The organism is Vibrio sp. LaRot3 (assembly GCF_027587025.1).
GTDB lineage: Bacteria > Pseudomonadota > Gammaproteobacteria > Enterobacterales > Vibrionaceae > Vibrio.
The window spans coordinates 728190-754144 of the sequence record NZ_JAPPTI010000001.1; the positions used below are offsets into that span (position 1 = coordinate 728190).

At 44.9% G+C, this 25955-nt stretch carries 18 protein-coding genes; 7 read left to right on the top strand and 11 right to left on the bottom strand.

The window, feature by feature from the left end; translation table 11 throughout:
* The first annotated feature begins 206 nt into the window (after nucleotides 1-206).
* Nucleotides 207-2495: a 5-methyltetrahydropteroyltriglutamate--homocysteine S-methyltransferase gene (gene metE, locus OH461_RS03425; protein ID WP_270019224.1), complete on the top strand. Its 2289-nt coding sequence runs from the start codon at nucleotides 207-209 to the stop codon at nucleotides 2493-2495.
* Nucleotides 2496-2586: 91 nt separating this feature from the next.
* Here metE and OH461_RS03430 read toward each other — a convergent pair whose 3' ends face one another.
* Together OH461_RS03430 and OH461_RS03435 are read right to left on the bottom strand one after the other, a co-directional pair.
* Nucleotides 2587-4269 (bottom strand): aspartate:alanine antiporter, encoded by a 1683-nt coding sequence (locus OH461_RS03430; protein ID WP_270019225.1) that lies wholly within the window; start codon nucleotides 4267-4269, stop codon nucleotides 2587-2589.
* Between the two features lie 226 nt (nucleotides 4270-4495).
* Nucleotides 4496-4759: a GrxA family glutaredoxin gene (locus OH461_RS03435; protein WP_260258579.1), complete on the bottom strand. Its 264-nt coding sequence runs from the start codon at nucleotides 4757-4759 to the stop codon at nucleotides 4496-4498.
* 269 nt (nucleotides 4760-5028) lie between these two features.
* Here OH461_RS03435 and OH461_RS03440 point away from each other — a divergent pair, with 269 nt between their 5' ends.
* The gene (locus OH461_RS03440; RefSeq protein WP_270019226.1) at nucleotides 5029-6285 is read left to right on the top strand and encodes an iron-containing alcohol dehydrogenase; all 1257 of its coding nucleotides are present in this window, start codon (nucleotides 5029-5031) and stop codon (nucleotides 6283-6285) included.
* A gap of 82 nt (nucleotides 6286-6367) precedes the next feature.
* On the opposite strand, the gene OH461_RS03445 is transcribed toward OH461_RS03440, so the two are convergent.
* The 5 genes from OH461_RS03445 to OH461_RS03465 all read right to left on the bottom strand — a co-directional run bounded on the left by OH461_RS03445 (nucleotide 6368) and on the right by OH461_RS03465 (nucleotide 11806).
* Entirely contained in the window at nucleotides 6368-7222 is an 855-nt protein-coding gene (locus OH461_RS03445) for a MurR/RpiR family transcriptional regulator (RefSeq protein ID WP_260258577.1), read from the bottom strand.
* A gap of 284 nt (nucleotides 7223-7506) precedes the next feature.
* A complete protein-coding gene (panP, locus tag OH461_RS03450) occupies nucleotides 7507-9153 on the bottom strand; it encodes a pyridoxal-dependent aspartate 1-decarboxylase PanP (protein ID WP_270019227.1) in 1647 nt (548 codons plus the stop codon).
* 233 nt (nucleotides 9154-9386) lie between these two features.
* Nucleotides 9387-9899: a hypothetical protein gene (locus tag OH461_RS03455; RefSeq protein WP_270019228.1), complete on the bottom strand. Its 513-nt coding sequence runs from the start codon at nucleotides 9897-9899 to the stop codon at nucleotides 9387-9389.
* Nucleotides 9900-9964: 65 nt separating this feature from the next.
* A complete protein-coding gene (locus OH461_RS03460; protein WP_270019229.1) occupies nucleotides 9965-10870 on the bottom strand; it encodes a lysine exporter LysO family protein in 906 nt (301 codons plus the stop codon).
* 15 nt (nucleotides 10871-10885) lie between these two features.
* Nucleotides 10886-11806 (bottom strand): HDOD domain-containing protein, encoded by a 921-nt coding sequence (locus OH461_RS03465; protein ID WP_270019230.1) that lies wholly within the window; start codon nucleotides 11804-11806, stop codon nucleotides 10886-10888.
* Between the two features lie 363 nt (nucleotides 11807-12169).
* Between OH461_RS03465 and OH461_RS03470 the strand changes: the two genes are divergently transcribed.
* The 4 genes from OH461_RS03470 (at nucleotide 12170) to OH461_RS03485 (ending at nucleotide 15908) form a co-directional block, all read left to right on the top strand.
* A complete protein-coding gene (locus OH461_RS03470; RefSeq protein ID WP_270019231.1) occupies nucleotides 12170-12757 on the top strand; it encodes a TfoX/Sxy family DNA transformation protein in 588 nt (195 codons plus the stop codon).
* A 100-nt stretch (nucleotides 12758-12857) separates the two neighbouring features.
* Nucleotides 12858-13232 (top strand): ribosome recycling factor family protein, encoded by a 375-nt coding sequence (locus OH461_RS03475; RefSeq protein WP_270019232.1) that lies wholly within the window; start codon nucleotides 12858-12860, stop codon nucleotides 13230-13232.
* A gap of 120 nt (nucleotides 13233-13352) precedes the next feature.
* A complete protein-coding gene (locus OH461_RS03480; protein ID WP_270019233.1) occupies nucleotides 13353-13781 on the top strand; it encodes a VOC family protein in 429 nt (142 codons plus the stop codon).
* A 240-nt stretch (nucleotides 13782-14021) separates the two neighbouring features.
* Nucleotides 14022-15908, top strand: a complete 1887-nt coding sequence (locus tag OH461_RS03485) for a methyl-accepting chemotaxis protein (RefSeq protein WP_270019234.1) — start codon at nucleotides 14022-14024, stop codon at nucleotides 15906-15908.
* A gap of 62 nt (nucleotides 15909-15970) precedes the next feature.
* Here the strand turns inward: OH461_RS03485 and OH461_RS03490 are convergent, their stop codons facing one another.
* Nucleotides 15971-16906, bottom strand: a complete 936-nt coding sequence (locus OH461_RS03490; protein WP_270019235.1) for an endonuclease/exonuclease/phosphatase family protein — start codon at nucleotides 16904-16906, stop codon at nucleotides 15971-15973.
* A 241-nt stretch (nucleotides 16907-17147) separates the two neighbouring features.
* On the opposite strand from OH461_RS03490, the gene OH461_RS03495 reads away from it, so the two are divergent.
* On the top strand, nucleotides 17148-20534 hold the full coding sequence (locus OH461_RS03495; protein WP_270019236.1) for a hypothetical protein: 3387 nt from the start codon (nucleotides 17148-17150) through the stop codon (nucleotides 20532-20534).
* A 43-nt stretch (nucleotides 20535-20577) separates the two neighbouring features.
* Here the strand turns inward: OH461_RS03495 and copI are convergent, their stop codons facing one another.
* Genes copI through OH461_RS03510 form a run of 3 tightly spaced genes read right to left on the bottom strand, consistent with a single transcriptional unit; the run spans nucleotide 20578 to nucleotide 25942 of the window.
* Nucleotides 20578-21090 (bottom strand): copper-resistant cuproprotein CopI, encoded by a 513-nt coding sequence (copI, locus tag OH461_RS03500; RefSeq protein WP_270019237.1) that lies wholly within the window; start codon nucleotides 21088-21090, stop codon nucleotides 20578-20580.
* A gap of 23 nt (nucleotides 21091-21113) precedes the next feature.
* Entirely contained in the window at nucleotides 21114-24230 is a 3117-nt protein-coding gene (locus OH461_RS03505) for an efflux RND transporter permease subunit (protein WP_270019238.1), read from the bottom strand.
* Nucleotides 24227-25942, bottom strand: a complete 1716-nt coding sequence (locus tag OH461_RS03510) for an efflux RND transporter periplasmic adaptor subunit (RefSeq protein WP_270019239.1) — start codon at nucleotides 25940-25942, stop codon at nucleotides 24227-24229. Before OH461_RS03510 ends, OH461_RS03505 begins: the two co-directional genes overlap by 4 nt.
* Between the last annotated feature and the right edge of the window lie 13 nt (nucleotides 25943-25955).

Below are 25955 nucleotides of genomic sequence, written 5' to 3' on the forward strand. Positions count from 1 at the left end.
TCTATTTTATTTTTCTCAAGGTTAAGAATGGTGACTATGAATTTTTCTAATAAACAAGTTGAATAATTGGACATTGTTCATCTTGGCGCTAAGAGAGATAGTTTAGCCATCCAGACGCCCGATAGGTTCTAAGAAAGCTCCACCGAGCAACGCAAGGGCGCTGAACCAAACATACGAAATAAAATATTGAATGAAGGATTTGGATTATGGCTACGACAACGCACATCTTAGGTTACCCACGAATTGGTGAAAAACGCGAACTCAAATTTGCGCTAGAAAAGTATTGGCGCGGTGAGATTGAACAGAAAGAACTCAAACAAGTGGGTGCGGACCTACGAGCGAAAAACTGGAAAACCCAAGCCGACGCTAATTTGAGTTTTGTAAGTGCAGGTGATTTTGCTTGGTATGACCATGTTCTTACCACGACTCTTTTGCTGGGAAACGTGCCTAAGCGTCATGATCAAGGCTTTCCAGACCTTGATACCCTGTTCCGAGTGGGTCGTGGTCAATCGCAAGCAAATTGCGGCTGTGCGGGCAGCGCAGCGTCTGACATGACAAAGTGGTTTAACACTAACTATCACTACATTGTGCCAGAATTTAAAAAAGAGACGAGTTTCGAAGTAAGCTGGCCGCAATTGTTTGAAGAAGTAAACGAAGCAGTGAAAGCGGGGCATACCGTCAAACCAGTATTACTTGGCCCTCTAAGCTACTTATATTTAGGAAAGGAAGTGGAAGAGGGCTTTGACCGCCTGACGCTGTTGCCACGTTTGCTCACCGCTTACCAAGCAATCTTAGCGAAGCTAGCTAAACAAGGCATCGAATGGGTACAAATCGATGAACCGATTTTATCGCTTGAGCTCGAGAAGCCATGGTTAGATTCGTTCAAATTGGCATACCAAGTGATCCGCAGTGATATTAAAGTTCTACTGACGACTTATTTTGACTCGGTTGTAGACTCCCTCGACCGCATTATTGAACTGGAAGTGGATGGCCTTCACGTGGATTTGTCTGCTGCGCCGAACCAATTGGCACAGGTGGCAGAAAAACTTCCGCAAGACTGGATACTCTCGGCGGGTGTTGTGAATGGTCGCAATGTATGGCGCGCTGATCTTTCTGCTCAGTTGCAAACACTTCAACCGCTGAAAGACAAGTTAGGTGATAAGCTTTGGGTCGGTTCATCTTGTTCGTTGCTTCACAGCCCTGTGGATTTGGAGCTAGAGCCAAATTTAACGGATGAAGTGCAAAGCTGGTTTGCTTTTGCGAAGCAAAAAGTGACGGAAGTGTCATTGCTAGGTGCTGCATTAGATGGCGATCAAAACGCGATACTCGCTTGTGATACCTACAGTGCGCCAATTCAAGCACGTAAGACCGCGACTCATGTAAACAAGCCGCAAGTTCAGCAGCGTCTTAATGGCATCACCAAAGCGTTAGCGGAGCGAAGTGCACCTTACAATGAACGCGCAGCCCATCAAGCGGAAGTGCTTGGTTTGCCTCTGTTCCCAACGACGACGATTGGCTCGTTCCCGCAAACCAGTGAGATCCGAGTTCAGCGTAGTGCCTTCCGTACTGGTAAGTTATCGGAATCTGAATACGAAATTGCATTAAAAGGCCATATCGAAGACGCAGTTAAACGCCAAGAGGCTCTGGATCTGGATGTATTAGTACACGGTGAAGCAGAACGTAATGATATGGTGGAATACTTTGCTGAAAATTTAGCAGGCTTTCAGACCACTAAGTTTGGCTGGGTGCAAAGCTATGGCTCTCGCTGCGTAAAACCAGCCATAGTGGTAGCGGATATTGAGCGAGAAAAACCAATGACTGTTGGGTGGTCGACGTATGCTCAGTCGCTAACGAGCAAACAGATGAAAGGCATGCTAACAGGCCCTGTGACTATCTTATGTTGGACATTCCCACGGGAAGATATCTCACGCAAAGAGATTGCTAACCAACTTGCACTGGCGCTGCGTGATGAAGTGTCTGACCTACAAGATGCGGGTATCAACATTATTCAAATTGATGAGCCTGCAATTCGTGAAGGCTTACCACTGAAAAAGCGTGACCATAAAGAATATTTAGAATGGGCAGTGGATGCATTTAAGATTTCAGCTGCAAGTGCTAAACCAGAAACTCAAATCCATACTCATATGTGTTATTCGGAGTTTAATGAAATCATCGATTCGGTTGCTGCGCTTGACGCTGATGTGATTACCATTGAAACATCGCGCTCTAACATGGAGTTACTCAAAGCCTTTGAAGAGTTCAACTATCCAAATGAGATTGGCCCGGGCGTCTACGATATTCATTCACCCAATATTCCTACGGAAGAATGGATTGAAGGCTTAATTAACAAAGCCGCTGAGCAAATTCCGGCGCAGCGTCTTTGGGTAAACCCTGATTGTGGCTTGAAAACGCGCAACTGGGCAGAGACAGAAGCCTCGCTTGCCAATATGGTGTCAGCCGCGAAGAAGCTACGTAAAGAGTTTGCCCAAGCATAACGACTAGGCTCAAACATTTTAAATCTATAGACCTAAAAAAATCCCCGCGACTGGTTAACCAGAGCGGGGATTTTCTATTCTTATCGGAGGGCTAACTCAATATGATCAGCACTGTGCCTGCCAAGGTCATTAATATGTTAGCAATGGCATAAGTACCGGCATAACCCAGAGCAGGGATAGTCGATTTCGCATAGTCGTTTACGATGTCCATTGCTGGTGCACAAGTGCGAGCACCGATGATGGCACCAAATAGCAACGCACGGTTCATCTTAAGCACGTAGGCGCCAACTAGATAAGCGGCAACGACAGGCACCACGCTGACTAAGAAAGCGAGACCGATAACTTGTGGGCCAATTTGCGATAAATGTTCAAACATCTTACCGCCCGCACTTAAGCCAATCCCAACCATGAAGAACATCAAGCCTAAGTCTTTGACCATGTTCAGCGCACCCTGAGGTACGTAACCAAAAGTAGGGTGGTTTGCTCGTAAGAAGCCCAACGAAATGCCTGCTAGCAATAAGCCAACCGCATTACCCAGACCAAACGAGACTTGGCCAAATGTCATGGTAATCAAACCAAACAGCAGACCAAGAATAAAGAAGCTACAGAAGGCTAATAGATCAGCCATTTGGCTATGAATCGAGATGAAACCGATTTTTTCTGCTAGGCCATGTACGCGACTCTTTTCACCACTAACCTGCAGTACATCACCTTTTGCCAATACGATATCGAGGTCCATTGGCATCTCGATCTGCGCACGAACTACGCGGTTTAAGAAACAGCCGTATTCTGAGAGGTTCAAATCAGAAAGGCGTTTACCTGCAATAGCGTCACTTTTAACGACGATTTCTTCTTCTGCGATGCGTAAATCAAGTAGGTTTCGATCGAATACTTCTTTGCCATTGCGGAAGCTCGGGTCAAGACGAGCATGGCTATCTGGGAAGCCGACCAAAGCAATCTCATCGCCTTCTTGCAAAATCGCATCACCATCAGGATGAGCCAAAATGCCACCACGGCGGATACGTTCAATATAACAACCCGTTTGGCGGTAGATACCTAGCTCACGTAAGTTTTTGCCATCTGTCCAATCGATCAGTTCTTGGCCAACGCGGTAAGCACGAATGATAGGCAGATAAACTTTGCGCTGCCCCGAGCTACCTAAACCGCGCTCTTGAGCAATCTGCTGAGCCGAGTCAGATAGGTTTTCTTTTTGCAGCTTTGGCAATAACTTGGCGAACATGATCATGCTGATTAAACCAATCAAATAGGCCATTGCGTAACCCACCGAGATGTTCTCTAGCACAAGCCCAAAGTCCATGTTTCTCGGTAATGTCGCCAAACCTGTATTGAGAGCATCTTGCGCACCTACTAGAACAGGAGTCGAGGTGAGAGCACCAGCCATCATACCGGCTGATAAACCAAGGTCTAACCCGAGGTAGCGGCTACAGAAATGGGTAATAAATAGCGCCGTAGACAACACCACCATACTGAGGATGAAGTAGTGCTTACCATCACGGAAGAAGATACCAAAAAAGTTTGGCCCGGCTTCGATACCGACACAATAGATAAACAGCATAAAGCCGATGGTTAAGGCATCTGCGTTAAAGGTAAAACCTAAGTGACCCATGATCAGCGAGGTGATCAATACGCCAATCGAGTTACCAAGTTGAAGGTTTCCGAAGCGGATTTTGCCGATAGCAAGGCCAATGGCCAATACGACAAAGATGAGGAGGATAGGGTTTTGTTCGAGCAAGTGTACGACGTCAATGTTCACAGGGGCAATTCTTGTGTCTGTGCCAGAAAAAAATACTTAAGGCCATTTTTTGAGCTCAAGTATAGGTTGTGCAAATTGTAGCTGAAAAAATAAAAAAGATAAGTAGAAAGTACTATTATTTTTAGTAGCAGTGAACGAATCTCTTGTTTTGATCTAAGTTTCTGTTAGATATGAAAAAACCGCTGCAAAAGCAGCGGTTTTTAATAATTTGTTTCGCAGTGTGAGATTAGTCGAAAAGACCAAGATTCTCTTTTGCGTATTCTTCAAATTCAGTACAGCCACCAATGTGCTCTTGATCGATGAAGATTTGCGGTACAGTTTCTACTGGCTTACCCACTGTCTTTTCTAGATCCGCTTTTGAGATGCCTTCAGCGTGGATGTCTACGTAGCGGTAGTTGAAGTCGTCACGTTTTGCTTTAAGCGTTTCTGCGTGCTCTTTTGCGCGAACACAAAATGGACATGCTGGGCGACCGAAAATAACTACGAACATATACTCTTTCTCCTTTATTTTGATAGCTGCAACTATGCATTAATCGAGAGGGAAAATAAAGTGGCATTTGCCTCTTGATTTGATAGGTAGAATCTATTGCTGAAAAAGCAGGCGAGAATAAGGATATGTTGCTATTAAAGCCGTGGGACAAGTCGCGAAAGCATCAAAATAAATAGGGTTATTTTCGACAAAGCGCTGTAGGTCAATTTTTTTTTGTTTGCCACAAGGCAATCTAGATTTAGCCCAATTTAAGCCTAAGGAGTGTAATTGTGTTTCAATTTATGACCTCCACACGAATCATCTTTGGTGAAGGTGCGTTGCAATCGTCTCTCTCCGTTCTCAACCAATTTGGTTACAGCGTACTGCTTGTCACTGGACAAAACACCTCTCGCGCCTCTCCATTAATCAATTATCTAAAACAGCAAAACATGCGCTATCAGCATGTGGCCATTTCTGGCGAGCCAAACATCACTATGGTTGAAGAGACCGCTTTATCAGGGCGTAAGTTTAAGCCAGATATGGTGGTAGCTATAGGCGGCGGTAGTGTTATCGATATGGGGAAAGCGCTAGCGGCGATCATCCCTAACCAAGGCGATGTTTACGATTATGTTGAAGTGGTCGGGCGCAACGTTCCTTTAAAAACCAAGCCGATCCCTTTTATTGCTATTCCCACAACGGCGAGCACCGGCTCTGAAGTGACGCGAAATGCTGTGCTTCGCTCTGGGCAAGATCAAGTCAAAGTGAGTTTGCGTAGCCCGGATATGTTGGCCGATGTTGCAATCGTTGACCCAACACTCACTTATGGTACTGACAGCTATACCTCCGGTCGCGGGGCGATGGATGCCTTTACCCATTTAATGGAAGCCTATGTGTGCGGCGATCCAAATCCGCTAACCGATATGGTTTGTGAAGAGGGGTTAAGGCGTCTTAGCAGTGCTATTTTAGCGGGCTGTTTGCAAGATGACTTCAAAGCTCGCTCTGATTTGTCTTTTGCTGCCATGCTGGGTGGTATGGCAATCACTAATGCTAAATTAGGGGCAGCCCATGGTTTAGCCTCTGCATTAGGCGGAAAGCTTGCCGCGCCTCATAGTGTCATCACCGCACGTCTTGCGCCTTACGTAATGCAAGAGAATATCCGTGCGGCTCAAGATGCAGGGCGGGCTGACGTGTTGGCGCGTTATCAGAAAGTGGCGCAAATACTCACTGGGCGAACCAATGCCTGCCGTACTGACAGCATACTCTGGGTAAATATGATGCTAGATAAGCTGGGTTTACCTAAGTTAAATAGCTTTGGAGTGTGCAGCACATCGTTTGATGATGTGGCTAACGATGCGCTTAAATCTGTCGCGATTAAAGGCAATCCACTTCCACTGACGCAAGAACGATTAACTTACATTCTTCAACAGGTATGCCAATGTGGAGGCGAATGTAGTGAAAGTGCTGATATTGAACGTAACTCGTTGGCCGAAGTGGTAGATGAATCAGGACGGCGAGGGCTATCACCACCGATAGCGGATATGAAATAACCTCAATTTGGGACAGTTCGAGTAAAGCAAAAACGGAGCCGATGGGCTCCGTTTGTTTATTCGTGCGTTTAAAGTAGCGCGTTTAGAAGTGCGAAAGCTTGTCGTAGCGAGAGTCTTTCAGCGCGTCTTTCACTCGTTTAAGGTTTTCACGAAAACCTGCACCGCGACGAAGGGTAAAGCCAGTCGCTAACACATCAATGACTGTCATTTGCACAACGCGGCTTGCCATTGGCATGTAAACGTCAGTGTCTTCAGGAACATCTAAAGAAATAGATAGAGAAGCGGCTTTATCAAGCGGGGAATCTTTTGCTGTTACAGCAATAACCGTAGCGCCGTTTTCACGAGCAAGGTTCGCGATCTCAACTTGGCTCTTAGTACGACCTGTGTGCGAAATAAGCACGATTACGTCGTTATCAGAACAGTTAATGCAGCTCATGCGTTGCATTACGATGTCTTCAAAACAAGTAATAGGGATATTAAAACGAATAAACTTGTTCTGTGCGTCTTTAGCAACCGCTGAAGATGCGCCCAAACCGAAGAACGAAATACGCTTCGCTTGAGTGAGAAGATCCACTGCGCGGTTGACCTGCATAGGGTCAAGGCTGTTTTTAGCCACATCTAAACACGCCATCGTTGATTCAAAAATCTTATGGGTGTACGCGTCTGGGCCGTCGTCTTCTTCAACGTTACGGTTTACGTAAGGCGTGCCGTTTGCCAGACTTTGCGCTAAGTGCAGTTTAAAGTCAGGGAAGCCTTTTGTGTCCAAGCGGCGACAAAAACGGTTAACAGTAGGCTCACTCACATCGGCCATTTTTGCCAATGTTGCAATGCTAGAATGAATTGCAGTCTGAGGGGATGCCATAATAACTTCGGCAACTTTGCGTTCAGACTTACTAAAATTCTCTAGATTTTTTTGGATTTTTTCTAATGTATTCATAGTGTTCACAGGGGTATAGAGAACAACTCGCTGGACAACAACTTACACGTCAAATCGAGTTAATAAATGTTCACTTCGATTGGATTCTATTCACCAGCGCCATTGAGCCAGTATAAACCTATCCCGCGCTGTTCCAGTAATTTTTATACGAATCAATTGATGAGAATATGACAAGCCTCAAACAAAATTTTCGGAAAACTACACAATTTAGTTTGAATTCGCCCAAAAGTAGCGAAATTGAGGCTTGTAATGATATGAAGTTACAACAAATCAGAAAGAAAGTTTCACTTTGCGCAGATTTGCTGTGCTAGAGCCTCGATCTTTTGCGTCAGCTTAGGTGCTTGTTTCGCGATCTCTCGTTGCTCTTGCAGAACGTTTTGCAATATTTCGCAAGTAGTTAGCGGGTTAGCTAATACCACACGGAAAACAATCGTATGCAAGCGGTCCCAATGCGCTGGCGTTAATCTTGTACGTGATACAAAAGAGCGACCGTTCTCACGTTGGCGTTTTTGGATGAACTTGGTCCATTCATTTAATAGACCGTTCAGTTCTGCACGCTGATCCGCATTGGCAACCTCAAGCGCGTGTTTAATATGCGCAGGTAAATAGCGGTAGGTTAGCAGGCAAAGCTCGGGGTGAGACACTAACTCAAAGTCAGCTTGTTGTTCAATCAATTCCGCAAAGTAACGTGCTTTTTCGATACTTTGATCAATAAGCAGCTCATAACCTGGGCGGCTAATAATGTGCATCGCGGCGTAAACCAGCATCGCCATGCCTGATCGAGAGCCTTCTAACGTATGACTACCAAGATCTTTCGAGCCTTTACGCAAAATATATTGTGCGTGATGCTCGATAGATTTCATTGCGCTAGGGTCTTTGAACAACACCATGCCCGCACCCATCGGAATGTATAGCTGCTTATGAGCATCGATGGTTACCGAATCTGCCAGCTCAATACCATCGAGTAGATGACGGTAGTTGTTAGACATCAAGGTTGCGCCGCCCCAAGCTGCGTCAACGTGGAAGTGACACTCTTCTTGCTGGCATATTTTAGCAATTTCACGTAGTGGATCGATGGTGCCGGTTTCTGTTGTACCCGCGACGCCAACCACAGCGAAAGGCTTAATGTTCTTCGCTTTTAGTGATTGTATTTGCGCGAGTAGATCATCAGGGCAGATACGATTATCACTGTTGGTTTTTACTGCTACGAGGCTTTGCTGACCAATGCCTAATACATCGGCGGCCTTCTTAAGAGAGTAGTGACCACGCTCAGAGACTAAAATGGCTAGGCCATCGTAGCCATAGTGTTTCATGGCTTGGAACAAGCCTTCTTTCTCTACACCTTTAAAACCGTTTCGAGCGCGTAACGCATTGTTGCGTGCTACCCAAAGAGCTGTGATGTTCGCGATAGTGCCACCGGAGCAAAAAGCGCCGAGCGAATGATTAGCACTGTGCATCCATTTATCGTAAAAGCCATCTTGCTGCGCATAGATGAGACGATGCAGCATACCCAAAACTTGACGTTCCAATGGGGTAAATGCTTTTGATGTTTCAATCTTCACCAAGTTTTGGTTTAGGGCGATCATGATCTTTGACAGCGGCATTAGGAAATACGGCAGGGCAGAGGTCATGTGGCCAATAAAGCTTGGTGCAGAGGTATGTACCGAGTGGGATACAAGATTATCAAGCAGGTGCTGGGTATGGTCTGAGACAAACTCAGGTTGCTCAGGTATCGCGGCGTTAGAAAAGTCTTTTTCAATCTCACGCAGTGGTTTCTCTTCTGCCACTATGTGCTCTCGCAAAAACTTGTTCAAGTTACGCGATAGTTTTTCTTCAATTTGAGTGAGTGTTGAGTCTGGGCCTTCTGGGACGGTGAAGATTCGGAGTAAACTCTCGAAGCTCACGTCAGCCGTTCTTTGTTCCGATACCATGCAAATACACTGCTCTTATCATTCTTGTTGCAGCCGAACAATCTAAACGAAAATGGGACTAATGTCCCGCCTTAATTGAATAATCTTAGATTTCTTATTCAGTAAATAGGAGCAAATCGGTTTGATTTTGTTCACTAAAAGGAATGAGTTGTAAGATGGAAGGTTATAAATAGAAAACCGTTAGGCATGCTAACGGTTTTAAGTTGGTCAATATATATGTCGATATAGGTCGTTTAAGGACACTCGGTTTGCGCAATTGCACTGACAGATTGATTGTAGCGTTGCAGTGCCTTGTCGATTTTACTTGGATGGCTAAGCAAATCGGCTAACGCGGAACGAAGCTCGTAGTTTTTTGGATGAGGCTTCGATTGACGGTCAGCGAAGGTTTGCTCGGCAATCTTACCCAGTTCATCATCACGTTTCGCAAGCGCTTTGATGTCTTTTTGCTCGAGTTGCAGCCAGCCCTCTACCGAGCGCTCTGTGGCAACTTTATTTGGGTCTTGTTCAAGATAGTGCTTCACTGCCGCAGCATTGAGAGCAAAATGGTGCTGTCTGCCTTCCAAATACCATTGGCTGACTTCAGCAAGTTCCGGGTATTGCTCTGATGTCAGTTGCGCCAGATCTTGATACCAACGCATAGAGGCGTCGACGTAAGCATCATATTTGTTCGCTAAACAAGTGTTATCAGCGGCAAAGCTGGTAGAGGCGAGGGCACTAAGTGCTAATGCCGTAATCATCCGTTTCATCAAGGTTTCCTAATTGTTATAAGTATTGCTTTATTGTAAGCGCATTTTGTCGAAAATCCTGAGATCTAACCTGCAAGAGAGACAAAGAACAACATTAATACTGGTACTAACAAACTAAGAATGAAGCCACTAACAATCGCTACGGGTACGCAGCGTACACCGCCTGTTGATTGAATCACTGGAAGGGTAAAGTCCATGGCTGTTGCACCGGCATAGCCAATCGCGGTACACGGCTTAGTGCGAATCACCATAGGGATCAGTACCAACGCAACCAATTCACGTAACAGCTCAATCATAAAAGAGACGCCACCGTAGACAGGGCCAAAAGCATCTCCCATTAAAATGCCGGCTAATGAATACCAGCCAAATCCCGAAGCCATGGCTAAACCGCGAAAGACATCGATACCTAAGATGAGCGCAGCAATCGCGCCGCCAAGCATAGAGCTGACGATAACCAGTGCGGCGATGCACATCCCTTGCTTATTAATTAAGATTTGCTTGAGGGTAAGCCCACTGTTGCGAAGTTGAATACCGATAAAAAACAGCAGCACGATCAAGATCCATTCGCTGGCTGTATCTACCCACGAGAGGTCGATAGGCAATAAAAGACCTACGGCTAGACCTGCACCGACGACTAAGATCAGCTTGAGAGATTCCAAAGCCATGCTTGAGAGAGGCAGCTTACTGTTGATTGTGTCAGTTTCGATGGGCAAAAATTTATCGATAAGCGGCAGAACTGCGATATTACATGCGCCTAAGCAGAAGAAGAAAGTGGCAGTGTATTTGATTAAGGTTTGTAAGTTTTGCCCAAGGTTATCAAGCGCCGCAAGGCTTAAGCCCATCAAAGCGAGGATCACCAAGATAAGGTAAGAGGTGGTACTGTTGATTCTTTCTAGTAAGCGTTGGTTTGAAATCGATATAAAATACCCCACAACAAGTGGGGTAAAGATAAATAACATCCCTGAGAACATGGTCCTTCCTGATCACTAAATGCCGCTGGCGCTGATAAGTTCATCAATTTTCGTATTGAACTCAATATCACCTAAATTAGTCAGTTTGTACAGAACATCTGCGCCGGTCACATCTATTTCTATAGTATGTTCGTCGATGGCTTCATCTTGGCGTCTGAACATCAGGATGTGGTTAGCGATTCGCGCGATATCAAGATAAGAAATATCGGCGTCTTGGTGCTGATTATTTTGGTTGGTTGCGACGTCAACGAAGTCAGCATCAAAGCCCCATTTATTCAACACTAGTTCACTTGCAGAAGAACAGAGGTTATCGAATACACGTAAGGCTAGATCCCAATCAAGGTAGTTACCTCTTTCAGAGTACAGGTAGTATTCGTTTACGATGCAAAACAAGCCGATATCAGCCAGTAGTCCGGTCAACAGAGCTTTGTCAGTATCGAGCATGCCATAACGTTGCGGGTCTGCGTTCTTAAACTCTTTAGTGACCATCACCATTGTTGCTGATAATTCTTTAGAAGTGATCGCGCTCTTACGTAGGATGGCATTACATTCTTCAGACAGGTTGACTGAGTTTTTAAGTTGTTCAATCGCCTGTGCCGTCACGATATCGCGTACTCGCAACATGCCTAAGCGTGAAACAGCAGTAATGATTTCGGTGCATTCAATATTGCGGCGGTTAAAGATAACTGAGTTCGCCACGCGAATAACCGCAGCGGTTAAGCCCGGGTCTGCCACTAGGCAGTCAGCGATATCAACGACGGTAGCGGAATCCTGCGTGCAGAGTTTTTGAATGTTTAGTACAACTTCGGAAATCGGTGGCAAATTGATTTTGCCTGACTCGATAGAGTTCTCTAGGAAATTTGCGAACTCGCTCTCAAGACTCTGAATGATGAGATCTTGGTTATTTGGCAGCCAATAAAAAGATAAATGAGTCATAAATAAATAATGATGAATTATAGGCACATAGTGTACCGTTTCTCCGACCAAACAAGCAATCGTTCATTCCCAGTTGCTGACAATTCGCACGGTTGTTTTAACTGCGTCGAATAGTGATTTTTTTGACGCATGGCGTCAAGTTTATTTTAGGATGTGATTCTAGTCTCATATTTCCTGAAATTAGGTCTTATTGATGTGAAGTATGACCAGACTTATTTTGTTTCGTTAACTATCATTTCAGCTATCAAATTTAAGGGTTGAAGTTTCATAAAATACACTACATTTTCAACCTAATATTTTCGCTTAAAACGCTGCTATCTGGTGATCATAAATAATCGGGGCTTTTCTAGATTAGAAGGATCAATGGATATGACAGACCAAATGTTTATTCAGTATGTTGGCAAATATGGGAGCTTTCAGAAGCGTTCAATGTTTGGCGGAACTGGCCTTTTCCAAAATGACGCCATGTTCGCATTACTTAGCGCGGATCGCATTTTTATCCGCGGTGGTAAAGAGTTGGATGATGACCTGATCGCTTTAGGGTGTGAGAAATATCGTCATGTAAAAAAACAGACTACAGCAACAGTAAACTATTACGATATTACTGAGCTGTTTGACTCCCGAAACGAACAGTTAGATGTTATCGTTAAGAAGTCGATTGACCTATCGGTTTCTCAACGTAAATTTAAACGATCGTCAGCAAACCGTCGCTTACGTGATTTGCCGAACATGCAGCTTACCCTTGAGCGTATGGTTAAGAAAGCTGGCATTGATGACGTCGATACATTTATCGAAATGGGCGCGCCAACTGTGTTCTCTAAAGTTAAGCAAACTTACGGCAGTGACGTAGATGTGAAGCTACTTTGGAAATTTGCAGGTGCTATTGAAGGTATTCACTGGAAACTGATTCAGGAACCTCGTAAGCGTCAGCTTTTGGCGAGCTGTTCATAAGGCGTTGTTTATAAGGTTTTATGTATAGACCTTAGTTTGGTAAAACCAAACGCCGTTGATTCTAGAAGACACCGAGCGATTGCGCTCGGTGTTTGTTTTTATGAAAGAAACTATCTCATTACCTTCATTAATTCATCGCATAGGCCGTGAGCAACTTGAGCTTGCTCGAACCTTAGCTCATCAGTATCAGTGCCAATTGAAACGCGTGCGCCGTTCGCGACATTGGCAGTTGATTGGTGAAGCTTCGCTCCTCTCTGACTTTTGCTCACACTTATCTCAGCAGTCGGACAGCCGCTTTATTCAAGATAAAGTCCAGTTGCACCTAAGTTCCCTAAAACCATCTCTATCAATAGAACAACAATTGGCATTACTGATTGAAGCCAAACCGGCCATCACACTCAGTGAACTAATGAGCGAGACAAATTGTACTCAAGCGCAGGCGCGTCGTGCTCGCTTTGATGCTGACTCGTTTTAAATTGCGCCTCTTTTGTAAGGTATTTCAGAAATCGTAAAAAAGTGCTTTACCTCAGGTTAAGTTGAGGTTTTAGAGTGTTTATATCCAATAAGGAATAATCGAAACGCAAGGAGCACTTTTATGACAAGTTACGTTGAACATGCAAATATCTCAGTAGTAGACATGGTACATACTACACAGTTCTTATTAGCCGCGATTCCATCTTGGGAAGTTAGAGGAGGTGGTGAATATCAGAATATTGATGGTGAAACCGTTGAGTGGAATCATATTGGCGATGACCGTTCCTATATCGCATTGAACTCATTGGGAGAGGGTACGCAAGGAGAGTGGACCGACCGCTTTACCGGTGTTAAACATATCGGCATTGCTGTGCTAAGTGTCGATAATCTCATTGCGCGCTTGTCTCAAGCGGGTTTTGAGTTAGACCATTGGGGCGCTGAACATCCGCACCGGAAAAATGTTTACTATGTCGATAAGCATAATGTGCAGTTTGAATTTATTGAGTATTACTCTGATAAAGCTGAAGAGCGCAATGATTATCACCAATAATCGATCTGTGTCGGGCAGCTTCAATAGCCATCTATAAACATTCTATAGGTAGCTCGTCATCCCATTTATCCCCTATAAACGCCATCTGAAATTACAGATGGCGTTATTTTTTGTCGCGAATTTCTGAGATCTAGACCTATGTCATGATTTATTTTATGGCTAGAAATTATAGTTGCCCCCTTTTATTCGCTTGTTCCATTTGGAACTCCATACATATTTAAAAACATAATAAGGTTTCGGATGCTTAAGAAACTATCACTTAAAAACAAGCTTGCGATATCAGCAAGTACGGCCATTATTGTCGGGGGACTGTTGGTCGAGGCGTTGTCGTTCAATGCTTCATTACAAAGAATGGACATCGAGGTTGAACAGCGCTTAGAAAGTACGACTGCGTCTTACAACCAATATGTAACGGATTGGCTGGTATCTAAAGAGAGGGCACTGACATCGCTTTCTCAAGAGGTATCAAAAGAGGCAATCGTCGTTCACCTTAAACAAGTAAAAACATCGGCAGGATTTGATAACGTGTTTTTGGCTTACCCTGATGGCAGCCAAGATAACGCAAATGGTGTGATCCTTCCGCCGGGTAATGATGACCCTCGTAAATGGGGTTGGTACACCAATGCCATGGCAAACCCTAGTCAAGTCTTCATGGATAACCCTACCGTCGCTGCCGCCACGGGCGCAAATGTGGTCTCGCTGGGTAAAGCACTCGATTTGCATGGTCAAAAAGTGGTGCTTGGTGCAGACGTAGAAATTACGGATATTCTAAATAGCTTACAAACGGTGATTTTACCGGGTGAAGGTTACATGTTCATTGCTAATGAGCAAGGTAACGTATTTACTCACTCAAATACCAAGCTTTTAAACAAGCCAGTGAGCGAGCTTGGTCTGAACTTTAATACTATCAAAGGTGCAGTTCAGTCAGGTAAAGACGAGTTGATTAATATTAATGGTCAAGATTTTGTACTGTATGCACAAGATATTGATGGGACATCGCTAACTACCGTGACCGTGCTTAACTACAGTTCGCTTGTCGCACCGTTATTTGATGCGGTTTGGGGACAAATATTAGCAACAGCCATCGTTGTGGTAATTTGTACGCTGTTGTTTAATTTGTTGTGTAATATCCTATTTAGACCGCTAAACAATGTCTCTCAAGCTTTGGAGCAAATTGCCAATGGTAGTGGTGATCTTACTCAGAGAATCGAAGTTGAAAACGATGATGAAGTTGGCAAGCTTGCTCACAATTTCAACACGTTCGTTGGCAGCTTGCAGAATTTAATTCGCCACATTCGTGAACAATCTGAATCTATTAATGTGCAATCAGATAGCAGTACTCAGCGTGCGCAAAACGCAGTGTCTGAAATTCATGCTCAGCAACAAGAAATCACCATGGTTGCTACGGCGGTTACTGAGCTTGCCAGTGCTACTCGTGAAATTGCTTCTCACGCAGAGCAAACCGCAGAAGCGGCACAAGGTTCGACAGAGAGCACTAACTCTGGTCAATCTTTAGTATTGAGAACCAAAGACTCAATCAATAGCTTGGCTAATGAGCTTGAACAAGCAAGCAGTGTTATTGGCGATCTAGACCGTCACGCGCAAGAGATTTCTACAGTACTTTCAACAATTCAGGGCATTGCTGAACAAACTAACTTACTTGCTTTGAATGCAGCGATTGAAGCAGCTCGTGCGGGTGAGCAAGGCCGTGGTTTTGCTGTGGTCGCTGATGAAGTACGTGTACTGTCACAGCGTACCCACTCTTCAACGGAAGAGATTAAAGCAACGATTGATACGCTACAGCAGATCACCAATCGTGCGGTGGGTTTGATGGGCAGCAGTTCAGACCTCGCAAATACCTCAGTGGTTGATGCAGACCAAGCGACCGCAGCGCTTGATGAAATACATCAAGCGGTATCGCTCATTAGCGATATGGCAACGCAAATTGCTACGGCGGCGGAAGAACAGACTCATGTTACTGGTGAAATCACTCAAAACATCACTTCAATTAAAGATGTTGCCGATCAGTTGGTGGTCGATACCCAGCAAAGTTCGGTGGAGTCAGGTCAGCTAAAAGGTCAAGCTCAAGAGCTGACCGATAAGGTGGCGATGTTTAAGTTATCTTAGATTTTCATTGAACGTAATGGCTAAGGCGCTTCTTATTGGAAGCGCCTTTTTATTGCCCATTTTTATAATGAGAACTGAAACTTGGCTGAGACAAAGGCGTGATCGCTGGCCTGCTTATCTTGTTCAAAGCTTGGATTGATAAGATGATGATCTAAGGTCGTGTAGTCAATCGACTCAACCAAAGAGTAGGGCGATTCAATTTGCAGCTCTTGCGAAACCAATATGTAGTCAAGCACATTACCTTTAGCAAAGTGGTAATGGGTTGCGGGGCGAGAGGTTGTAGGTTGTAGCGTTTGGTAAACCTCCCAGCTGTCTTTTAGCACTAATGTCAGAGGCTCACTCTCGACAGGCTTGATGAATAAGCTGGTGGTGTCGCTGGTAAGCGATTGGTTGAAGTCACCCATCAATACTGTAGGTAATGGCGATTGGCTATATTGCTGTTCCATAAACAATCTAAGCATGAGTGCTTCCCAGCCTCGCTGTTGGCTAGAGAGCCAAGAGGCAAGCAATGGATGCGTTATTGAACTCTCTGCAAGTTCAGTCCCACGTTGCGATTTTAAATGGCAGACATAAACCGCGACATGGCCAATTACGGGCACATCAACAACCGCGAATATCGGTTGACGGCTAAAATTGGGCGCAGGTAACTCTGGGCTACTTGTCAGTGGTGTGACTGCTTGATGGTGCGTTATTGGGTATCTCGATGCGAGCATAACAACGGGCTTAGAATAGATATAGTCGTCTTCAACATGGGGTGTGTCGACGGTGACAAAATAAGGGTAACCCAATTCAGCGAACAGTGTTTCGGCCGCTGCGATACTGAACACTTCTTGGACTCCGACAATATCGGCATTGAGAAGCTCTATCTGACGTTTGGTCCACTCACATTTTGCCTGCCATTGAGCTTGGTCATAGATGTTTTCAAAGTCATAAAAGGCATTGGGCGGCGCAACAAAGTTAAACAAGTTAGCGCTGGCGATGGTTAGGTAATGGGGCAACGGCTTTACCTTGTGGAGAAAGTCAAAAGTAGCATAAGCATAGTTTAATCAATCTCTAAGTAATCGCATAGATTGAGACAGTCAATTAATAACTCTTTGAAATATCAATTGTTGCTAGGATATAATTTTATCAATAAATCGATTTTGTCCTAACCATAAACCGAGCTTCTTAAACGAGTCTTATTATAAACCAGCAAGGTGGGCAAATCTTAAATTATTGCAGTATGGAACAACGTTTTTAATGCCCCAACTTGCCAAAGATTCCTTTGACGAATTCTCTCGCGATATTACCCAGCAGTACCATCAGTTAATTGCTAACAATTGGAATATAGAGAGCGCGTTCTTTGAGTCGATTGATATTGAATCTAGTAGTGCTCCAGCTTTGCTTCATATGGAAGTCGATTTTGATATCGGTGAATTATCAAAATCCCAAGCTAATGATTTCATTAAATCTTATGGCCCATCGCTTGCCTATGACGTCGCTGCTAAGATTGATTTGAAATCGGTAGCGGTTAAGCATATTACGCCTAGCGTGGAGCGTATAACTCAGTATAAAGCCAAGCATTCCAAGTCATTGTTCGCTAGCCATGAAGTGAAACAGTGGCAGAATGCGATTTTCTATACAGAACAACAAGAGATTCCAACGGAATTTGATCGTTTGGTACGGTGGAAGTTTTCGGGGGAAATGACGCGAGTACAAGCCACGGTTGATCCTAGAATCAAGGTCATTGGCGGAGAGAAGCTACAATTTTTGGTTGTCCCTGATATTGAGGCAATGAGACAACTTACTACGCCGCATTCAGGCCACCAATTGCCGCAAAAAGTGCTTATTAGCGAAGGCTGCATGGCGAAGTTTGATCAATACGTGGCTGACCAATTAAAAGCGCTTAAAGCGAGACTTAATGCACTCAGTACTTACCCAAGTAAAAAGCAATTGCTTGGCGTTCTCCCTACTTGCTTACCCGTCTATTACGTATTTCAACTGATGCAAAAACAACGCACAGATACGCCTGACTATTGCGTACCCAAGCTAATTAGCTGCGCTTGTTTTGAGCAGGTGATGGAGATGGCGAGAGAAATCTATCGGAAGTTGGAGAGAATTGAACAATCTGAGGCATTGGAAAGCAACACTGCTGATATTTTGGTGAATAAGCCTAAACCATCACCAACTTTTTCCAAGTCAATGGATAACCAGTTGAGTGAGAAGCGACAGGTTCTAATTGCTTATGCGGTTGCGATTGGTTTGATTGGACTCTCAGTCGTCAGTCTGGCTTTAAGTGCGTGTTTTATGGTTGGCTTTTACGGTTATATAGGTCGCTTAACGACACGTATCAAAGAGTTTAAGCTCAAAAAGCACTTAGAAAACTTGCAGACGCAGAGCGGCGCGTTATTGGTTACAGGCGTCGCGCCGTATTATTTAGCGAGGGCCTTTGGTTACTGGGAGTCAAGCTTTAGTCTCTTGATACAGTTCGTGTTGTATGTAGGGGCATTTCTTTTCACTTGCACGCTGGTTTTGCAAATATTCCAAGGTATGTTTCGAGCGTATAACAATACCGCTCATGATCAGAAAGTTGAACTTAATGGCAGTTATCAAGACCATCTAACAACCGACAGTCGAGCAAAAAAGCTGCAATGGTTGAAAGTCATCATCGTTATCGATGTTTTATATCTACTTTTTGAAATTATCTTTAATGCCAATATTGCTGGCGTATCTTCCGGGTTGGTGCTGAGTCAAGAAACTTTCGATGATGTTGAGTTTTTTGGTCGAACACTAAGTGGAGTAGGCCTTGGACTCATGATCGCATCGCTTGCGATTCCTGTTCAGTTAGAGTTGGGTAAAAAGTTTAGTCGCTTAGCTTTGATACTAATCTGTTCCGTTCCTGCGGCACATATTATCCAGAACTTTCTTGTTGAGCTGGTGGTACAGGGCAATAAAGATAAAGCTAATCTAGCGCACCTAATGATTGAACAACGTGACTTTGCGATTCAATTTCCAGAGCGCTACATTCCGCTAAAAGAGATAAATCAAAGCCGAGACTATAACCATGAAATGGACACACTCACATACTTAGCTTTTCAGCCTTTCGCGCGTATGGGTTTTAAGCCGGAAGCGGAAGCTTACGTTCGGAAACAGAAAAGTCTCCATTGGGTCGATGATTTAACTCGTGCTCGTTTCAAGCAAAATGAGCAGCAGATGTATCAAGCTCTGAATGACTATCTCAAGTTAGTTGAGTTTAATGTAGCGGTTCATAACGACATGCTGCGATATAAATTACCCTCGTTTAACCATGCTTTAGAGCCAAGGTTAGTGTTCGAAGATCTAAAGGAGGCTGAACGAACATTTTATAATGGTGGTTATCAATCGCTTGAGTATCAGGTGGAGCAAGCAGCGCAGAAACGTTACCAAAAAAGTAGGGTGAGAAAGAAAAACTTACGTGATAACTACGCCACCTATCGTTGGAGTAAGAAAAAAGGCAGGCTGAAATCAAGAGGGATTGCTGGCTTAGAGTATTTGAAACGTTCAAATGGTATCAACTTAAACTGGATTTTTACTCAAGATCCTAAGCGCTTAACTTACTTTAATACTGCACCTTTTTTAGGGATGTGTGATAGCGACAATTATTGTCCCGGAGATGAAGATTGGGACTATACCATTGCGTTAAAGCATATAGAGAAAGTGTCACGTAGTGACCGAGCTAAATGGGGCGAATCATATGCTCACCAGAAAACAGGTTTTCCTTATGGCTTGGGCTCACCAAGGGACTTGAGTCGATACCCTAAGTTTATATATCGAGTAGAAGGATTGATCACGCAAGGCCTAGGGTTTGAGCCGCTAGTACCACTATCCGATATCATGAACTATCAAGAGCAGATGATTAGCTTTAATGATATTTTGAGTGAGTACCGTAACCCGAAAAGAAAGCAATCGACTAGTGAGAGCAAAAAGCGATTAGCAGCGCTTAATGGACAAACAGTGATTTTCAGAAGTGATCCAAGTGGGCGTAAGCTACCATTCAACAATGCTATGTTCCGTAAGCAAGTGACGACGCAGAAAGTGCTTAAGTTGGCTGCGGTGCAGAACATGATAAAGAAAATCATGGGTGACTATTATGCACCGATTTATACCACTAAGCTGACGGAAACACAGTTTAAGCGCTTGGTTGAAAGTAAAATGAAATCGGTGGTTAAACGTAATGTATCGCACTTTGCATATAGCAAATCGCTCAGTAACGAAGAGCGAGCAGAGCGCTATTTGAAAGCCGCCTATGTTCCGCCAATTGCGTTAGGGTTTTCTTTGGTGTTTATTTTTGTCACCTTGGTGCGTGTCGCGGGTTACCCATTTGAACTCAAAGCCATTGCTCAAAACCAAAAACTCCATGTAGTGAAATCACGATATTTGAAGATTGGTCTGGTGAGTAGCTTTGTCGTGCTGTTTATTGCGATTGGTATGAGCAAGGATTACAGCCGAAATCTAATGAAAGGGTCTAGCTACTTTTCAGGCTTGTCGAGTAAGTTTGTCGGGTATTGGATTGTGGGGGCTCAGAGCACGATGCTAAAGGTTAGTCACCCATTTATGCAAAGTAGTCTGGCGGATATGTACGACCATCCATCGATGAAAAATCGCTAACTAAAAAGCTCGCACAAATGTGCGAGCTTTTTTGATGGGTTATTTATAGGGTTAGCTTTTTAACCATGCCTTTTTCGTAGTGGTCGCTGATGTTGCAAGCAATTTCAACGTGTTTTTTTCCGTGGAAATGCCAAAAGAACTGACGCGCTTTTTTAGGCTCAACCACAATAGAGCTGTTGGTGTCATGCTCCATTCCCGCCATTTGCTTCATCATTACGCGATGCTTTTTAAGTTCATCAGTTGAACCAATTGAGAACTCGTGGATTTGCGAACCTGTGTTCATCACGACAAATTGCACCACGTCATTGGGCTCGATGGTAACTGGTTTTTTAAATGTGATGGTGTTGTCATCACTCAAAATGACGTGTACTACCTTGTCCGGTTTTGCGCCTTTGGCAGGCATACCCACTTCTGACATGCCCGGCATATTCATCATCCCACTGTGGTCCATTTTTGAATGATCCATCTCGGAGTGATTCATTGTAGAGTGATCCATTTGTTCAGCCATGGCTAACGGAGCGCCAAGAGCTAGTGCCGTGATGAGTAGTGTTTTCATAGTATTTCCTTTTAGACGTTGCATTACAGTTCTCGTTTTTTCCAAAGTTTGAAGATTGCGGGTAGTACCAACAGTGTTAATAGAAGGGCTGATGCCATTCCTCCAATCATCGGTGCCGCGATACGTTGCATGACTTCTGAACCCGTGCCATGGCCATACATAATTGGGATTAAGCCAATGATGACTGTACTCACGGTCATCATGACAGGGCGAACACGAAGGCCAGCGCCTTGGCTAATCGCTCGATTTAAGTCTTGTTCGGTTAATGCTTTCGAAGCGTGTTCTGCATTTTGTTTGTTTTCATTCCATGCTTGGTTGAGATACACCAACATGATGACGCCAATTTCAACAGCCACCCCAGCTAGGGCAATAAAGCCAACCCCAACCGCGATAGAGAAGTTGTAGTTGAGTAAATGCATTAGCCATAAGCCCCCAACCATCGCCAGTGGTAATGTCGCCATGATGATCATCACTTCGCCGATACGTCTAAAGCTGAAGTAAAGCAGCAGCATGATGATGGCTAAGGTAATCGGAACGACTACACTAAGGCGCTGTTTAGCGCGCTCCATATATTCGTATTGACCAGACCATGTCAGTGAGTAGCCAGCTGGCAGCATTAGCTGCTCAGCCACAACTTGTTGCGCTTCTTGCACGTAAGAGCCGAGATCGCGCCCTTCGATATCGACAAACACCCAACCGTTCGGACGTGCGTTTTCAGTCTTAATCATTGGTGGGCCATCTTCGTAGCGGATTTCAGCGACATCGCCCAGTGCGATACGCGCACCATTGGGTGTGACTAAAGGTAAATCACGCAGTTTTACCACTGAGTCACGATAATGCTGTGGGTAGCGAACATTGATAGGGTAGCGTTCTAGCCCTTCGACAGTTTCTCCAACTTTCATACCGCCAACGGCTGTCGAGATGACTTGCTGAATATCGGCGATGTTTAGACCATAGCGAGCAGCTTGGCGGCGTTTTATGTCAATGGTGACGTAACGGCCACCAGCAACACGTTCCGCGTACACTGACGTTGTACCTTCAATGCCGTTAAGAATGGGCTCTAGCTGTGAACCTAATCCTTCAATCACTTTCAAATCAGGGCCGGAGAGCTTGATGCCAATTGGCGTTTTAATGCCTGTCGCCAACATGTCGATACGAGTTTTGATTGGCATCACCCACGCGTTGGTAAGCCCCGGGAACTGGACAAGGCTGTCGAACTCTTTACGCAGTGACTCCGTCGTAACGCCTTCACGCCATTGCTCGCGCGGTTTGAGTTGAATCGTGGTTTCAATCATGGTTAGCGGCGCTGGATCCGTTGCTGATTCAGCGCGGCCAATTTTGCCCCATACGGTTTCTACTTCCGGTACGGTTTTGATGAGTTTATTGGTTTGCTGCAAATGCTCACGCGCCTTACCTATCGAAATACCCGGATAGGTGGTTGGCATGTACATCAAATCGCCTTCATCAAGAGGAGGGATAAACTCACTGCCTAGTTGCTTGGTCGGATAATACGCTGACGCCAATAAAACCAAAGCAACCATAATCATGGATTTTGGAAAGCGTAGGCTGAGATTGAGTAGAGGGCGATATAGCGATACCAAGCCCTTGTTGATTGGGTTTTTATGTTCAGGGAGAACTTTACCGCGGATGAAATAACCCATGAGGACAGGAACAAGGGTAATTGCTAAGCCTGCGGCGGCGGCCATCGCATACGTCTTGGTGAAAGCAAGCGGCGAGAACATTTTGCCTTCTTGTCCTTCTAACGCGAATACTGGAACAAAACTCAATGTAATGATCAGTAGTGAGAAGAAGAGTGGTGCGCCAACTTCTTCTGCTGCTTTAGAGATGACTTGCCAGCGGTTCTTGTCCGTCAGCGGTGTTCGTTCAATATGTTTGTGAACGTTTTCTATCATTACAATCGCGCCATCGACCATGGCCCCTATGGCAATCGCAATGCCACCGAGTGACATGATGTTGGCATTAATGCCTTGCCAATGCATGACGATAAAGGCGACTAAAATACCAATCGGAAGACTGATGGCAATCACCAAAGACGAGCGAATGTGGAATAAGAATAAGGCACACACGACGGCCACCACGATGAACTCTTCAGCCAGTTTTTGCCATAGGTTTTCCACCGCGGCATCAATTAACGTTGAGCGGTCGTAGGTGGTAACGATCTCTACACCTTCTGGTAATCCACGTTGAAGCTCCGCAAGTTTGGCTTTCACATCAGTAATGACTTGGCTAGCGTTTTCACCAAAGCGCATTACAATGACACCGCCAACAGCTTCACCTTCACCGTTGAACTCTGATATGCCTCGGCGCATTTGTGGGCCAAGGTTGATATCCGCCACATCACCTAGCAATAACGGTGTGCCTTTACTGGTAACCTTTAGTGGCAGTGCTTTCAAGTCATCGATGCTAGAAAGGTAACCTGATGTGCGCACCATATGTTCCGCTTCGGCCACTTCAATAACCGAAGCACCTGTCTCTTGGTTACCACTATTAATCGCTTTATTGACTTGCTGTAGCGTTAGGTCGTAAGCGCGTAACTTGGCAGGGTCAATCTGTACTTGGTATTGCTTAACCATACCGCCAACGGTGGCGACTTCAGAAACGCCAGAGACGGTTTGTAACTCATATTTAAGGAACCAATCCTGTAGGCTTCGCAGCTCAGCAAGGTCATGTTTACCAGTTTTATCTTGTAGGACGTAGCTGTAAACCCAGCCCACACCTGTTGCATCTGGGCCAAGTGTTGGCTTGGCTTGTGAGGGTAGATTTGGTGCAACTTGGCTTAGGTATTCGAGCACACGTGAGCGAGCCCAATACATGTCGGTATCATCATTGAAGATGATGTAGACGTAAGAATCGCCAAAGAAAGAGTAACCTCGGACGGTTTCTGCTCCCGGCACCGCCAACATGGCTGTGGTCAGCGGGTAGGTGACTTGGTCCTCGACCACTTGAGGCGCTTGACCCGGGTAGCTGGTCTTGATGATCACTTGGACATCAGATAAATCAGGAATGGCGTCTACTGGTGTGTTTTTCACGCTGTATAGCCCAGCGATAGTGAGCAGTACAGTGGCAACTAAAACAAAGAAGCGGTTTTGAATAGACCAACGAATAATCGCACCAATCATTGTTGCTCTCCTTGTGGCTTAAGCTCGCTGAGTTGCCATTCTCCAGATTGTTTTTCTACTAGAAATCGCACGCTCTGACCTTCGCTAAATGGCGAAAGATCAACCCCTTCTGCAACCGAAAAATTCTGTTCCCCTGATTGCCATTGCAATGCATCAACGGGCTCATGGCTGACTGTCACCATGCCAAAATCGGCCATTAACATAGTGATAGTGCCGTTGACCCATACTTGGTTGGGAGCAGCTTGGGCAGGTTTTATTTCGGTAATCAGATATTGGCCGTCTTGGTCTTTCTCCATCGCAAACTCAATGGCGTTGCCTTTCTTCAGTGACGAAGTGTCTATCTGCGGAGAGAGTTTGAAGTTCATTACCATGCCCGGCCAGTTCCACTCAGGAACTGGTTGATGGTTAAGGGTAATCATGCGATGGTCGGTCATTAAATCGGTGATATGACCTTTCGCCCAGACACTTTCTTCAGGGGCATCTAGACCATTGATTCTTGAAAGATCTGCGCTTTGACTTGATTCGGAATCCAGCATGAATTGAGCGGAAGTTACGACTTTATCGTCGGTTGTTAAGCCTTCTAGCACTTCAATAAATTCACCAGCTTCACGGCCTGTTTCGATTCTTGCTGAGCGATATTTACCTTCTCCAAGCGCTAAAACGACACGGCTCATGCCGCCTGAGTGAATGACTGCGCTGCGTGGGATGGTGACGACTTCTCGATCACTTTGTGGCGTTAGCTCGATGTTAGCGAACATATTGGGTTTGAGCTCGCCTTGTGGGTTATCGAACTTAAGGCGAACTCTAAATGTACGCGTTGCTGGGTCTAGAATAGGGTAGAGATAATCCACTGTTCCTTGCCATGTTTTGCCCGGCAGTGCGTCTAGGCTCATGTTGGCTTTGCTACCATTAGTAATCCAATGCGCTTGGCGTTCAAACAGTTCGACATCGACCCAAACATGGTCAAGCGGCCCGGCACTGATAACGGTTTGTGCCGGTGATAAGTAACCACCTTCACGAACGTTTAGCGTTGCAATGACTCCATCTGCAAGTGCTTTTACTTCGATGTTTTGTAGTGCTCTGCCGTTGCGATAGATACGTTCGATTTGAGCTTTATCAACTCCTAATGCTGATAATCGCTCTTTTGCGCCAGAAATAAGCCCTTTGCGGCCGGTTCGTTTGGCATTGAGTAACTCTTCTTGTGCTTTAACCAACTCGGGCGAGTAGAAGGTGAAAAGCGTGTCGCCTTGTTTAACGTGCTCACCGGCTGAATTAACATACAGCTTTTCTACCCAACCACTAGTGCGAACATTGGTTTGCCATAATGTGCTTTCATCAAACGCTATGTAACCCACGGCTTGAATGTTTGGTTGTAGTGGTTTGATAACCACATTAGCGGTTTTTACACCAAGGTTGTTCTCAACCGCAGGGTCGATAGTAATGGTGCCCGCCATTTGGCTGCCAGTCGCTTCATCTTCTGCGTAAACCGGTATCAAATCCATACCCATTGGGGATTTACCCGGTTTATCGCGTTTGTAATTAGGGTCCATTGGTGCCACCCAATATAATGGCTCGTTGCTGCTGCTTGATTGTGAGCTTACCGATGCCTCTTCTGTGTGAGGGTTAATCCATTGGTTGGCAGAAAAACCAATCACACCACCCATAATGGCGCCGATAGCTAAGGCTAATGTGGTTACTTTTGTTGTTTTCATTTGCTGTTCCTTG

Coding starts and splice junctions, on each gene's coding strand:
- OH461_RS03435 (WP_260258579.1), bottom strand. CDS start 4,759: ATGTTCGTAGTTATTTTCGGTCGCCCAGCATGTCCATTTTGTGTTCGC.
- OH461_RS03505 (WP_270019238.1), bottom strand. CDS start 24,230: ATGATTGGTGCGATTATTCGTTGGTCTATTCAAAACCGCTTCTTTGTT.
- OH461_RS03495 (WP_270019236.1), top strand. CDS start 17,148: ATGCCCCAACTTGCCAAAGATTCCTTTGACGAATTCTCTCGCGATATT.
- copI (WP_270019237.1), bottom strand. CDS start 21,090: ATGAAAACACTACTCATCACGGCACTAGCTCTTGGCGCTCCGTTAGCC.
- OH461_RS03460 (WP_270019229.1), bottom strand. CDS start 10,870: ATGTTCTCAGGGATGTTATTTATCTTTACCCCACTTGTTGTGGGGTAT.
- OH461_RS03470 (WP_270019231.1), top strand. CDS start 12,170: ATGGATATGACAGACCAAATGTTTATTCAGTATGTTGGCAAATATGGG.
- OH461_RS03465 (WP_270019230.1), bottom strand. CDS start 11,806: ATGACTCATTTATCTTTTTATTGGCTGCCAAATAACCAAGATCTCATC.
- panP (WP_270019227.1), bottom strand. CDS start 9,153: ATGGTATCGGAACAAAGAACGGCTGACGTGAGCTTCGAGAGTTTACTC.
- OH461_RS03480 (WP_270019233.1), top strand. CDS start 13,353: ATGACAAGTTACGTTGAACATGCAAATATCTCAGTAGTAGACATGGTA.
- OH461_RS03475 (WP_270019232.1), top strand. CDS start 12,858: ATGAAAGAAACTATCTCATTACCTTCATTAATTCATCGCATAGGCCGT.
- OH461_RS03455 (WP_270019228.1), bottom strand. CDS start 9,899: ATGAAACGGATGATTACGGCATTAGCACTTAGTGCCCTCGCCTCTACC.
- OH461_RS03445 (WP_260258577.1), bottom strand. CDS start 7,222: ATGAATACATTAGAAAAAATCCAAAAAAATCTAGAGAATTTTAGTAAG.
- metE (WP_270019224.1), top strand. CDS start 207: ATGGCTACGACAACGCACATCTTAGGTTACCCACGAATTGGTGAAAAA.
- OH461_RS03485 (WP_270019234.1), top strand. CDS start 14,022: ATGCTTAAGAAACTATCACTTAAAAACAAGCTTGCGATATCAGCAAGT.
- OH461_RS03510 (WP_270019239.1), bottom strand. CDS start 25,942: ATGAAAACAACAAAAGTAACCACATTAGCCTTAGCTATCGGCGCCATT.